The following is a 12,125-nucleotide window of genomic DNA, read 5'->3' as shown; positions in this document are numbered from 1 at the left end:
TCTAACCAGTTAAGCAATTAAGAGCAGATAAGAGGAGAAAAAGAAATGGAATCAACACGTACATACTGTCTTTCAAAAAAGCAACTGAAACTAACTCTTCTTTGCGGACAAGAGTGATGGAAAGTACATAATATAGTCAATATGATGAAGACCAATAGGAGACAGACCATGAAAGAGAACGAATTGTATGTTTATCACATTGTTACTAGGAAAAAAATGATTCTTGGGCAGATAATTAACTTTGACAAGAACAAAAACAATACCTTATATCGCTTCTTTTTTGAGAGAGAACAATTGAATTCTAAAGGCGAAGACTGTATTCAGATTTTACAAGATCATTATACAAATGAAGGCTTGAACATGAATAAAGAAAATGCCGAAGTAGCTATAAAGTATGTAGACCAAACAATCAGAGCTATTAGAGAAGTAATAGTAGAAATGGTTAGACTACAAGAATATCCTGAATATCCTTCAAGATTGTCTTGCTTATACGCTGCGAAAAGCTATGAAGATGCTTTGAAATGGAAAGAATTATTTGATTCTTATAATCGGAAAGTTTTGCAGATTGTTAAACTTCGAGTTATTGGGAATTCTTTTGAGGGGGATGGAAACCTTTTACCAAAGGAAGATGGTGTTCCTTTCTCTCGAAAAATTGAACAAGCTAAAGAATATTGGAAGGGTAATGTAAAAAACGAGCTTCCAGAGCTTTTGATTAACGGAAAAATTGAAGTGGTAGAAATTATTGATGATTTCTCAGCTTAAATTCTAGGAAAGTTGTATAGTCTAATAATAAGAGAATGAAGGGAAGAGAAACATTATGTCAAAGCTACTACATGAATTATCTAAACTGGATAGTGAAGTCCTACGTCCTGAAGTATTAGACCATTTAAAAGTTACTTCAGGTAAAATGGTTGCTTGTGATCCTCTTATTTTTAATAAAAATCACTTCGAACAAACAATTCAGCCCGGCACATATCCAATTGTTGCTTGGTTGAACGAGGAAGATGGTGTAATTGCTGGTGCTGAATTGAAAGTATCAGAAGCAAAAGTGACAGAATGGAAGATGGCAATAAAGCCAGGACAGAATGTAAGTGAACTAAAGGAAGGATATATTTTTGGGTATCCAGTTGATACGGGACTAGGGTGTTTTGCAGATGTGGAAGCAATTGATAAGTTAGAAGAAATAGAAAATAGATTACAACAAGAGCTAGGAGAAGAATTCATTAGTTTGTATGATGATTTGATAGACGACGTACTAACAGAACATGATGATGAGTGGGGAAATTGTGTAGTATGTGAGGAAACAGGAAGTAATATTATTATGTTCCGATCAGGTTATGGTGATGGTTTTTATCCTTCTTATTGGGGATTTGATGAGAATGGGAAAATTGTTTCGCTTGTTACTGATTTTCAAGTGTTATATGAGGAATAAATGAATGATGATATAAGAACCAATGATGTGACTAGTGAAGGGGAGAGTGCATGGAAATCAGAAAGGCACATTCAGATGATGTACATGATTTAACTTCATTTAACTTCATTAATGGGACACCTTGGCTATCCAACAACTATAGAAAAAATGAAAGTAAGACTTCAAAATATTTTTTCTCACCCAGATTACTATACGTTGGTAGCAGAAGAAAATGAGCGTGTTATTGGAATGATTGGCTTATGTACAGGCATACTTTACACTGAAGATGGAATATACACTCGCATTATTGCATTAGTAGTAGATGAAGAGTTTCGAAATCAAGGAATAGGAAAAAGTTTAATAGAAGCAGCAGAGAAATGGGCGATGGAACAAGGGATAGATTCGATTTGCTTAAATAGTGGGAATCGTGAGGAAAGACACCATGCGCACCAATTTTATAAATGTATGGGATATGTTGAAAAAAGTACAGGGTTTGTAAAACGTTTTGTGTAATAAGAAAGGACTTCATAATGAGTTATAAACGAAATAGGTTGCTGTATGCAATCTTGACAATAATAGTAGTTATTTTAGGATTGGCATCAAGGAAATTTGCTTATGCTTTACCTAATCTATTAAATGCATATTTAGGGGATGCACTTTGGGCTCTCATGATTTTTATTGGATTTGGATTCCTTTTTCATAAAATGAAGATTAAAAAGATCGCGTTTTTAAGTTTACTATTTTGTTATGGTATTGAAATCAGTCAATTATATCATGCGGATTGGATAGATAATATTCGTGCAACGACTTTAGGGGGACTTGTATTAGGGTATGGTTTTTTGTGGAGTGATTTATTAGCTTATACAATTGGAGTTGGAACGGGTATGCTGTGTGAATTAATGTTTCGAAAAGTATAAAAGGCTTCGGATTTCATAAAGGGGTATATATACAATGGAACACATATTAGATATTACAAATTTTTGGTTTCAAGACGAGCAAGTAACAACAGAAGCAATCCAACCGAAAGTAACAAAGATTATAAGGAATAAGCAAAATTATATATTAAAAGAAAAAGGTTCGATAAAGCAGTTGTTGGCTGAAACAAATGTATTAAATCAACTTGCACAAAAAGGAATTAGAATACAAAGGCTTTTGAAGACGAGAGGCAACGAAAGCTATATTTTACAAGATGATAAATATATTGTATGTATGAGTATGTAGAGGGAAATGTTGTAGAAGTAAAACGCGTTGGAAATCTTAAAGTGTTAAGTAATACTATTGGAAGTGAAGTTGCTAAGTTACATCAGGCACTTTGTTCCACAAATCATGTAGACGAATTTGTGGAACGTAATTTGTACAATGTAATTTATGATTGGGCCACACCTGTTTTGAAAAGCAGTGAGCAAGTTCATCCTGAGCTCATTCAAACTATGAACCAGCTGCAAAAAGATTTTAAAGACTCCATTACGCTGTTACCAAGGCAACTCATTCATCGAGATATGCATTTTTCTAACTTAATCTTTAAGGAAAATGAGTTTCAAGGATTTATAGATTTTGAACTTGTAGAAATAAATGTGAGAGTGTTTGATTTGTGCTACTGTTTCACTAGTATTTTAAGCGAAGTATTTTGTGATGAACAATTAAGAAGGGACTGGTTATATATTGTTCGAAATATTTTTGAGGGATACCATAAACAGAATCCTTTATCAGAAGCAGAAATTCAGGCGATTTGGTATGTAATGCTAGGTATTCAAGTCATCTTCATTACTTATTTTGTTCAATCAGCAGAATTATTAAAGTTAAATGAAGAAATGTTCTTTTGGATTTTAACAAATAAAGAGGCGATTGAAGAAACAATAAAGGGAGTAGAGATAGTTTAAGAGACGACAATGTATAGATGAAAGAATTGATAGAGTATATTATAAATGAATCGTTTTAAAATCCCCTTTATATAGTGCAGAAAGGGGATTTTACTTTATTATTTACTAACTTCTTTAATCGATAAATCCTTTGTCATAAGAATATGCGGAATACCGTCTTCCATAAATACGTCTGAAGAAGTATGATAGCCTAGTTTGTTATAAAACCCTTCTGCATGTGTTTGCCCATGTAATTTAACTTTGGATATTTCTTTTTCTCTAGCAATCTCTTCTAATGTTTGAATAATTACTTTGCCTAAACCATGTTTTCGATAAGGTTGTAATATGCAGATTCTTTCTAGTTTACCAATGTTATCGACGAATCTTATGCGTCCAGTCCCTACAGGTATTTCATTAAAATAAACTAAAATATGATGACATACATCATTTAATTTATCGAATGTATCAAATTCATCTTCCAGAGGAACACCTTGTTCTTTGACAAACACTTCTTTTCGAATTTGAAAGGCAGTTTCTAAGTCAGTTATTTCTTTTATTTGTTTTGATTTCAACTTATTCAGTCCTTTCTTATATGATGGGAATATAAAGATACTGTTTTATATCGAGAAGCCCATTTTTGGGTTTTTTCCTGTCTTTGGACCTGACTCAATATCGATAATAATACACCACTTGAAACTCTTTTTCGAATTGTATGCACTTGCTTCATCTAATTTTGAATGACGTTGTAAGCCTAGTTTTAATTTTATTGCTATGAAAATTACATGTTTGGACATATTAGCGAATGAATTAATTTTATCATATATGAATTTGGAGAATGAGCAGAGGGCGGTAAGAAACCGCATTAGGACAAAAGACCAATGGAATTCATATAGACGGTCAACGGTGTATTAGTGTCGTGGTCTTTATAAAACAAGCATAGAGGACATAATGTCTCATATGTTGCATATATTGCAATGAAAACAGTACAAGAACATTTTGTTCCTTGGTTAGCTTCACCAACTGATATGTTAGCAGAAGATTGGGAGGTTGTTGAATAATGGATAATACGGTAACTCAACAGGATATTGATAATATTTTAGAGAAAACTCAATGGACAGTAGAAGAATTTCATGGCAAATGTACAGTCGTAGTTGCGAAATTGCCAAATGGATTTATTTTAACTGAATCCAGCGCATGTGTTGACCCTGCTGATTATGATATGGATATTGGTATGGAATGCTGTAAAGAACGAATTGTAAATAAGATTTGGGAATTAGAAGAATATAGATTGCAATGTGAATTAGCTAAATTAGTTAAGTAAGTCGCTATTAGTGAAGTGATCTCAAAAAGTTAGACAGGCTACTTCATTAGTCAAAACTAAAGGGCATGGGCTTCGTATTGTACCGGGCTCATGCCCTTTAGTTTTGTCATAATACTTTTATTCCTTTTTCAGTTGCAATAATCGCTTTATTTACCATATTAATAAATAAACCAGTTTCAATTACACCAGTTACTATTTTTACCTGCTGATGAGTTTCGATTGGGTTCGTTATTTGGTTTGGAAAAACACAATCTAAGATCATATTGCCATTGTCTGTTATAAATGGTTGATTATTTTGGGTACGTAAAATCGTCTGGCAACCAAAGGATTGAATTCGTTTTGCAGTTTGCTCCCAAGCGAACGGTACGATTTCAATAGGAAGAGGAAAGGTACCTAAATCTTTTACAAGTTTTGATTCATCAGCGATTATAATGAGTTTTTGGGAAGAAGTGGCGACTATTTTTTCACGTAGAAGAGCGCCGCCGCCCCCCTTAATTAAATGTAGATTGGGGTTAATCTCGTCTGCACCATCAATCGTGAGATCAAGGTAATCAACGTTACTTAAAGGAATTAAAGGGATAGAAAGCTGCACTGCTAATTTCTCAGTTTCTATTGATGTTGGTACAGCTTGAATCGTTAAACCTTCGCTGATTAGCTGTCCTAATTTTTGCATTGTCCAATATACAGTAGAACCAGTACCAAGGCCGATTTTCATCCCGTCTTTTACAAAATCAGCAGCATATTCACCAGCTAATCGTTTTAAATCCGTCATTCTGTTGCCTTTTCATTCTACAGGCCGTGGCCCAGCATCTAATCCGGAATTTTCAACTGTTAATATGGGACGAACGGTGAGATCAGTATGTACATGCATTTGACATGATAATCGCAAATGATCTTCAATACCTTTTTCAGTAATAGCGTTCTTCTCAACATGTGTAGGTTCACAAAAATCCCCAGCTATGATTTCTACACGGCAAGTGGTACAACGCGCTTTCCCGCCGCAGCGGTGAAGAATATGGATACCATTATCTTCAAGTGCTAGTGCTAACTTTGTTCCTTCTTTTACATCAAATGTTCCACTACCAATAACGGTTAATTTTGGCATATTGTTGCCTCCTCATGTAAAATTCTACATAACATATTTATGACCCCACTTTCGTAATCATAAACGTTATAAAATTTTTTTATCAAACCCGTAACTTTTTTATCGGTAAAATCGTTTATTAAGTAAGCGCTGAAAAGGAGTGGTTATTTTGTGCACAAAAGTAACTCAAATGTTAAAAAATCATATCGATATGAATCATTCAAATATAAACTTTATCATTGAAAATTATGCGGAGTTAAAAAGGTACTGTACCTTTTTAACAAAAAGCAAATGGGATGGGGAAGACCTGGCCCAAGAAACGGTTTGTAAAGTACTTCAAAAATATATAGGTGTAGAACATAAAGATGTTTGTATTACGCTTCTATATAAAATTGCTCGAAATCAATGGCTCGATCAAATGAAAGCAAAATCAGCTAAGAAGAAATTAGAGCAGGAGATTACATTTGAAGAACCACATGAAAAAATTGCTGATTTGCATGAGATGGCGGAGAAAGTCTTGTCTTTATTAAATGTACAGCAATCCGTTATCTTCTTGTTAAAAGATGTTTTTCAATACAGCTTATCAGATATTGCGGAAATATGTTCAATCTCAGAAGGCGCAGTGAAGGCTTCGTTGTTTCGTAGTAGAAATAGATTGAAAACGGTAAGTGAAGAAGAGGAGATTGAATTAGCCGGGCAGGATGATGACGTTGAAGTAGTTGTAACAGCTATTCGTGAACAAAAACCACAATTGTTAACAAGACTTCTTCCAACAATCGACTTTACACATCTATCATCTAAGCAGCCTGTGTTATTATTCAATACAAAAACACCTTCTTCTTACGGTTATATGCTATGCGCAGCTTAAAAAGTAGATGGAGGGATTATGATGAATACAATTCCGTATGTTGTAGAACAAACAAAATTAGGAGAACGCTCCTATGATATATATTCAAGGTTGTTAAAAGACCGTATTGTCATGATTGGATCAGAAATTAATGATCAAGTAGCAAGCAGTGTAGTGGCACAGTTATTATTTTTAGAAGCAGAAGATGCGGAGAAGGATATTTTTCTTTATATCAATAGTCCAGGAGGCTCAACTACAGCGGGATTTGCGATATTGGATACAATGAATTTGATTAAACCTGATGTTCAAACGCTTTGTATGGGATTCGCAGCTTCATTTGGAGCGCTATTATTACTCGCTGGAGCGAAAGGGAAAAGGTTTGCGCTTCCAAATAGTGAAATTATGATTCATCAGCCGCTTGGCGGAGTGAAAGGGCAAGCGACAGAGATCGAAATAACTGCAAAACGAATATTAAAGTTAAAACACGATATTAACAAAATCATATCAGATCGAACAGGTCAGCCAATTGAAAAGGTAGCTCTTGATACAGAAAGAGACTACTTTATGACTGCGGAAGAAGCTAAAATATATGGTATTGTCGATGCTGTTATTGAAAAAAAATAACTTAAAATAGGCCAGAGAACATTAGGCTCCCTGGCCTATTTTTGCGTAATAAATTAATCTTTTATCCACTCATTTACTAACGCCTGATTCTTTTTAATCCATTTTCGAGCCGCCTCTTCGGGATCCTTTGTTTTATTTAACATAACCATCAATGTACCAAGTTGTTCATCACTCATTTTCCATCTATCGAAATATTTCACAATCTCTGGATAATCTTTTTCAAAACCTTTTCGTACAGAGTAATAAATGTCGTCTTTTTCACCATATACTTTCTTAGGGTCTTTTAAATATTTTAAATCAAATTCTGAAAAGCTCCAGTGTGGATTCCAAAGCGTTACAGCGATGGGTTTCTTTTGTGTATATGCTTTTTTTAGCTCACTCATCATCGCAGCTTCTGAAGATTGGACAAGTTTTAGCTTTATATCATATTCTTTCATTGCTTTATCTGTTAAATTCATAAGGCTACTACCAGGCTCAATTCCGATAATCTTATTATCCAATTCATCCTTATGGGAATTTAAATCCTCGATACTGTTAATGTCTTTCATATAAGAAGGAACGACTAATCCAAGTCCAGTTCCCTCATACCATTTCGATTTTAAGACAATATCATTTTTATATCGGTCATTTAAGGGCTTATCGGTTACAGGAAGCCATACTTCTAAGTTTGCATCAACATCGCCGCGAGCGACGCCAGTCCAAATGGCTGCTTTTTCTAAATACATGAGTTCAACTTTATATCCTTTTTCTTCTAATAAAACTTTCCACATATTTGCAGCCGCAATATTTTCCTTCCAACTTGTTACACCAAGTTTAATTTTTCCTTTTGTATTTGCATTTGTGGCATTACAAGAGGTAATAATCATACTGATAAATAACAAAATGCTTATAAGCCATATTTTCTGTTTCATCGAGTCCTCCCGTTTCGTAAATAGAGATTTTTCATTCCGTTTTGTATCACGTTGTTTGTAGGAATAAATCTATAAGTGAACCTTCTTATTATGAACGGAAACAAGAATTTTAAAAAAAGCCTCTTTATGTAATATTTCTGTTTAAAATCGTTACACTATGTGAATAGATAGGCAGAAAAGGAGTCGTTGTATGGAAAATACAAAAGTACGTGTTGAAAACGTAACAAAAGTATTTGGAAAAAACCCTCAAAGAGCAGTCACCTTATTAAAGGAGGGAAAAAGTAAATCAGAAATATTAAAAGAAACGGGAATGAACGTTGGGGTGAAAAAAGCAACATTTGAAGTGTATACAGGAGAAATTTTTGTCATTATGGGGCTATCTGGGAGCGGGAAATCAACTCTTGTTCGAATGCTCAATCAGCTTATAAAGCCAACAGCAGGCCACATATACATAGATGGGGAAGATATCGCAACAATGGGGAAAGAGGCACTTAGGAAAGTACGAAGAACAAAGATGAGTATGGTCTTCCAAAAATTTGCGTTATTTCCTCATCGTACCGTGATACAAAATGTTGCCTATGGATTAGAAATACAAGGAGTACCAGTAGAAGAAAGAGAAGCGAAAGCTTTGGAGTCACTTAAATTAGTTGGATTGAATCATCATAAAGATAGCTTCCCAGGACAATTAAGCGGTGGTATGCAGCAGCGCGTTGGAATTGCAAGAGCTCTTACGAATGATCCAGATGTTTTACTTATGGATGAGTCATTTAGCGCATTAGACCCACTTATCCGTAAAGAAATGCAAGATGAACTGTTAGAGCTACAAGATAAGATGGAAAAAACGATTATTTTTATTACACATGATTTAGATGAAGCACTTCGAATTGGGGATCGTATCGCATTAATGAAAGACGGAGAAATTGTGCAAATTGGAACGCCAGAAGAAATTATGATAAGCCCAGCTAATGAATTCGTAGAGAAATTCGTTGCGGATGTGAATTTAGGAAAAGTGATTACGGCTGAATCTATTTTAAAAAGACCAGAAACATTATTGATTGACCGCGGCCCTCGAGTGGCCCTGCAAATTATGAGAAATGCAGGGGTATCTACCGTATATGTTGTAAATAAAAAACACGAGTTTTTAGGGATATTAACAGCGGATGATGCGAGTAAAGCTGTTCAAAAGCAGTGGCCAATTGCTGACTTGTTACTAAAAGATATTCCGCACGTATATTTAGATACATTATTAGAGGAAACGTATGCGAAAATGGCGGAAATGAAGCTTCCATTACCAGTCATTGATGAAAAGAAAAGGTTAAGAGGCATCATAAAACGAGAAAGTGTCATTCAAGCCCTTGCAGGAAATATTGAGGAAGAGGTGAATGACGATGAATAGTATTCCGCGTATTCCTTTAGGTGAATGGGTCGATGCATTTGTTACGAGTTTATATGCGCATTTTGAAGGATTGTTTAGAGGATTTTCATACATCATTGGTGGTTTCGTTGATTTACTTACAAATTTCTTAACATTAATTCCAGCATTTTTAATGATTATAATCGTATGTTTTCTCGTTTGGTATACAACAAGGAAAATATCTTTAGTGGTATTTGCGTTAATCGGCTTATTATTTATTCTAAACATTAACTACTGGGGACAAACGATGCAAACATTAGCGCTTGTTCTTACATCAGTCATTATTTCCATCATTGTTGGAATCCCAATCGGCATTTTAGCATCTCAAAATGAGCAATTTTCAAAAATATTGAGGCCAACATTAGATTTTATGCAAACAATGCCAGCATTTGTATACTTAATTCCAGCGATTACATTCTTTGGAGTAGGTGTTGTTCCTGGTATTATCGCATCTGTTATTTTTGCGATGCCACCAACGATTCGTTTTACTGATTTAGGGATTAGGCAAGTACCAGAAGATTTAATTGAAGCTGCAAATGCATTTGGTTCAACTACATCACAAAAGTTATTTAAAGTTCAGTTACCTCTTGCAACGGGAACTATAATGGCTGGTGTAAACCAAAGTATCATGCTCTCTTTATCGATGGTTGTTACAGCTTCGCTTGTAGGTGCACCAGGACTTGGGGTAGATGTATATCGTTCTGTAACACAGGTTAACATTGGAATGGGGTTTGAGGCTGGACTAGCTATTGTAGTAATTGCGATTGTATTAGATCGGATTACGCAAGGATTTCATAAGAAAAGAAGAGTGTAAATAGAAATGAAACATGCATCGTAAGTGAGGCTACTTATTATGATGCGTGTTTTTTATTTGAATGAAATAAGGTTACATACGCACAATTACTGAACTTCCAGCTGGTGCACACACTTGATTTTGTTGTTGTTCCATCGCTTTTATTAATTGATTATTTTCTTCAATCAATGAGATCAATTTTGCTAATTGATGTTCCAGGTTCGCTATACGTTGCATCATGTAATGAAAAGCATTAGGGATTGGTGGTGTAGTTCGTACGGCGTTGTTTGAATAAGAGGTTGGTGGGTAATTCATGTGAGAATTCCAATGTGGATGCATATGATTTGTTCCACCTTCAAGAAAAGATTTCTTTTTCTATAATAAATGCCCATCTCTGTTTAAAGGTGACTCGATGAAAAAGAATTACAAAGGTTTATACTGTTAAATTGAAATAATAGGAATATATAATAAATTTATTTCTGAATAGTCTGAACGGAAGGGTGTTTTATGGTATTATAATGGTAAATCCAAGGGATAGAGGGATGCATATGTCGACACAAAGTCACTTTGAAGCACACTGTTTTATATGTCAGAAACATAAAGGGGAGATTAAGGTGCTAGGCGGGGCAATCTATGAAGATGAACTCGTATATGTGGGGCATGTTCATTGGGAAGAAGAGGAAACGTATCTCGGATATGTAATGATTGATATAAAAAGACATGCACCAGGATTAGCTGAATTAACAGAAGAAGAAGCGAAAGCTTTTGGTTTAATTACGAGTAGAGTAAGCCGTGCATTAAAAGAATGCGAGGGTGCAGAACATATTTATGCTTTCGTTTCCGGTAATGGAGTCAATCATATGCACATGCATATAATTCCTCGTTATCCAAATACACCGAAGGAATTTTGGTCACCAACTAAGATCGCCAATTGGAAAGGTGCACCTTATGGACAAGCAGAACAAATCCAAAAACTATGCGAAAGAATACGAACGTATATGGTGAATGAGTATGCATACAACAAATAATACACAATCTTCATGGGTTGGTAGTGATGAAATGTGTTTAGGCGAAATTTCAGTTAAACAGTATGGTAATATAGTGCTTGGCAGATATGGTGGAAATACGAGTGCAGGCGCAAAGAAGAATGAAGATGGCGCTTTCGTTTGGTCAAATGGAGATTGGGAATTTGCGATGATATTAGATGGACACAATAGTGCAGAAAGTGTCGCCTTAGTAGTAAATACAATCCAAAATGACTATGAAAATATAAAAGTTTTATTAGAAGAACCAATTGAAATAGCATTCCGTTCTGTTGAAAATCATATCCTTACACTTTTTCAATCTAATTCGTTTCAACAGGCGTGTCAGCAAGTAAAGGGTGAAACAGCATGCTTAATTTGTGTGCGAAAAGAAAATTATATTTGGTGGTTTTCTATAGGAGATTGCCTCGTTTATGTATTTCATGAAGAGTTACATAAGCTAGGACAGTATATGCTGAACCAACGTCATTTTTATGAATGGATTGGGAATGTGAATACATTTTCTTTACCTGTTCCATGTTATTCTTCAGGTGCTCGAGAGCTACGTACAGGAAGAAATAGAATCGTAATGGTAACAGATGGCGTACTAGAATACGGAGAACGTCGTTATGAAAATCCAATTCATTTATATAAAGATATATATGAAAACAAAGTGAAACTAACAGAATGTATTCAAAATGTACTAGAGCATGTTCATCACCAACTTGGTCGAGATAGTGCAACGATAATTAGTTGGGATTATGATAATCGTGTATATGCTACTTATCCAAGCGATCAGCCGGAGAAAATACGATCTTCAAATTAGTAAAATAGGGGGT

The 12,125-nt window shown here is 34.9% G+C and carries 17 protein-coding genes and 2 pseudogenes; 13 read left to right on the top strand and 6 right to left on the bottom strand.

Annotated features, from left to right (window positions below; genetic code table 11):
- Window positions 1-168 precede the first annotated feature (168 nt).
- From C568_RS0101795 to C568_RS31685, 5 genes and pseudogenes are all read left to right on the top strand, one after another.
- A complete protein-coding gene (locus C568_RS0101795; RefSeq protein ID WP_018780609.1) occupies window positions 169-762 on the top strand; it encodes a DUF2441 domain-containing protein in 594 nt (197 codons plus the stop codon).
- Between the two features lie 55 nt (window positions 763-817).
- A complete protein-coding gene (locus C568_RS0101790) occupies window positions 818-1,432 on the top strand; it encodes a DUF4241 domain-containing protein (protein WP_018780608.1) in 615 nt (204 codons plus the stop codon).
- Between the two features lie 111 nt (window positions 1,433-1,543).
- Window positions 1,544-1,924, top strand: coding sequence for a GNAT family N-acetyltransferase (locus C568_RS0101780; RefSeq protein WP_003204624.1), 381 nt, complete (start codon window positions 1,544-1,546; stop codon window positions 1,922-1,924).
- Between the two features lie 17 nt (window positions 1,925-1,941).
- Window positions 1,942-2,328, top strand: a complete 387-nt coding sequence (locus C568_RS0101775) for a ribosomal maturation YjgA family protein (RefSeq protein WP_006095033.1) — start codon at window positions 1,942-1,944, stop codon at window positions 2,326-2,328.
- A gap of 34 nt (window positions 2,329-2,362) precedes the next feature.
- Window positions 2,363-3,291: pseudogene (locus tag C568_RS31685) on the top strand (phosphotransferase enzyme family protein).
- A gap of 98 nt (window positions 3,292-3,389) precedes the next feature.
- Here the strand turns inward: C568_RS31685 and C568_RS0101765 are convergent.
- Window positions 3,390-3,842: a GNAT family N-acetyltransferase gene (locus C568_RS0101765; protein WP_003204617.1), complete on the bottom strand. Its 453-nt coding sequence runs from the start codon at window positions 3,840-3,842 to the stop codon at window positions 3,390-3,392.
- 45 nt (window positions 3,843-3,887) lie between these two features.
- Complete coding sequence (locus C568_RS35095) at window positions 3,888-4,064, bottom strand: hypothetical protein (RefSeq protein WP_231398616.1); 177 nt, start codon at window positions 4,062-4,064, stop codon at window positions 3,888-3,890.
- A 153-nt stretch (window positions 4,065-4,217) separates the two neighbouring features.
- Here C568_RS35095 and C568_RS32490 point away from each other — a divergent pair.
- Together C568_RS32490 and C568_RS0101755 are read left to right on the top strand one after the other, a co-directional pair.
- Window positions 4,218-4,328: pseudogene (locus C568_RS32490) on the top strand (Thoeris anti-defense Tad2 family protein); the annotation flags it as partial.
- Window positions 4,328-4,591 (top strand): Gp49 family protein, encoded by a 264-nt coding sequence (locus C568_RS0101755; protein ID WP_006095034.1) that lies wholly within the window; start codon window positions 4,328-4,330, stop codon window positions 4,589-4,591. The pseudogene C568_RS32490 and the gene C568_RS0101755, both read left to right, overlap by 1 nt.
- A gap of 106 nt (window positions 4,592-4,697) precedes the next feature.
- Here C568_RS0101755 and rpiA read toward each other — a convergent pair whose 3' ends face one another.
- Entirely contained in the window at window positions 4,698-5,363 is a 666-nt protein-coding gene (rpiA, locus tag C568_RS0101750) for a ribose 5-phosphate isomerase A (protein ID WP_018780605.1), read from the bottom strand.
- A gap of 12 nt (window positions 5,364-5,375) precedes the next feature.
- Complete coding sequence (locus tag C568_RS0101745) at window positions 5,376-5,696, bottom strand: 2Fe-2S iron-sulfur cluster-binding protein (protein WP_006095036.1); 321 nt, start codon at window positions 5,694-5,696, stop codon at window positions 5,376-5,378.
- A 148-nt stretch (window positions 5,697-5,844) separates the two neighbouring features.
- Here C568_RS0101745 and C568_RS0101740 point away from each other — a divergent pair, with 148 nt between their 5' ends.
- A complete protein-coding gene (locus C568_RS0101740; RefSeq protein ID WP_018780604.1) occupies window positions 5,845-6,543 on the top strand; it encodes an RNA polymerase subunit sigma-70 in 699 nt (232 codons plus the stop codon).
- A 21-nt stretch (window positions 6,544-6,564) separates the two neighbouring features.
- A complete protein-coding gene (clpP, locus tag C568_RS0101735; protein WP_018780603.1) occupies window positions 6,565-7,146 on the top strand; it encodes an ATP-dependent Clp endopeptidase proteolytic subunit ClpP in 582 nt (193 codons plus the stop codon).
- A gap of 53 nt (window positions 7,147-7,199) precedes the next feature.
- Here clpP and C568_RS0101730 read toward each other — a convergent pair whose 3' ends face one another.
- Entirely contained in the window at window positions 7,200-8,057 is an 858-nt protein-coding gene (locus C568_RS0101730; RefSeq protein ID WP_018780602.1) for a glycine betaine ABC transporter substrate-binding protein, read from the bottom strand.
- A 190-nt stretch (window positions 8,058-8,247) separates the two neighbouring features.
- On the opposite strand from C568_RS0101730, the gene C568_RS0101725 reads away from it, so the two are divergent.
- Both C568_RS0101725 and C568_RS0101720 read left to right on the top strand, forming a co-directional pair.
- On the top strand, window positions 8,248-9,453 hold the full coding sequence (locus C568_RS0101725; protein ID WP_003204603.1) for a quaternary amine ABC transporter ATP-binding protein: 1,206 nt from the start codon (window positions 8,248-8,250) through the stop codon (window positions 9,451-9,453).
- Window positions 9,446-10,285, top strand: a complete 840-nt coding sequence (locus C568_RS0101720; RefSeq protein ID WP_018780601.1) for an ABC transporter permease — start codon at window positions 9,446-9,448, stop codon at window positions 10,283-10,285. Before C568_RS0101725 ends, C568_RS0101720 begins: the two co-directional genes overlap by 8 nt.
- Before the next feature lie 72 nt (window positions 10,286-10,357).
- Here C568_RS0101720 and C568_RS0101715 read toward each other — a convergent pair whose 3' ends face one another.
- Window positions 10,358-10,603 (bottom strand): hypothetical protein, encoded by a 246-nt coding sequence (locus tag C568_RS0101715; RefSeq protein WP_018780600.1) that lies wholly within the window; start codon window positions 10,601-10,603, stop codon window positions 10,358-10,360.
- Window positions 10,604-10,812: 209 nt separating this feature from the next.
- Here C568_RS0101715 and C568_RS0101710 point away from each other — a divergent pair, with 209 nt between their 5' ends.
- Both C568_RS0101710 and C568_RS0101705 read left to right on the top strand, forming a co-directional pair.
- On the top strand, window positions 10,813-11,292 hold the full coding sequence (locus tag C568_RS0101710; protein WP_018780599.1) for an HIT family protein: 480 nt from the start codon (window positions 10,813-10,815) through the stop codon (window positions 11,290-11,292).
- Entirely contained in the window at window positions 11,270-12,112 is an 843-nt protein-coding gene (locus C568_RS0101705; protein ID WP_029426837.1) for a PP2C family serine/threonine-protein phosphatase, read from the top strand. Before C568_RS0101710 ends, C568_RS0101705 begins: the two co-directional genes overlap by 23 nt.
- Window positions 12,113-12,125: the final 13 nt, after the last annotated feature.

The sequence above is a fragment of the Bacillus sp. 95MFCvi2.1 genome (genome assembly GCF_000374965.1).
Lineage (GTDB): Bacteria > Bacillota > Bacilli > Bacillales > Bacillaceae_G > Bacillus_A > Bacillus_A pseudomycoides.
Note: the sequence above shows the minus strand (reverse complement) of the source record. Positions and strands in the feature narration are given on the sequence as shown.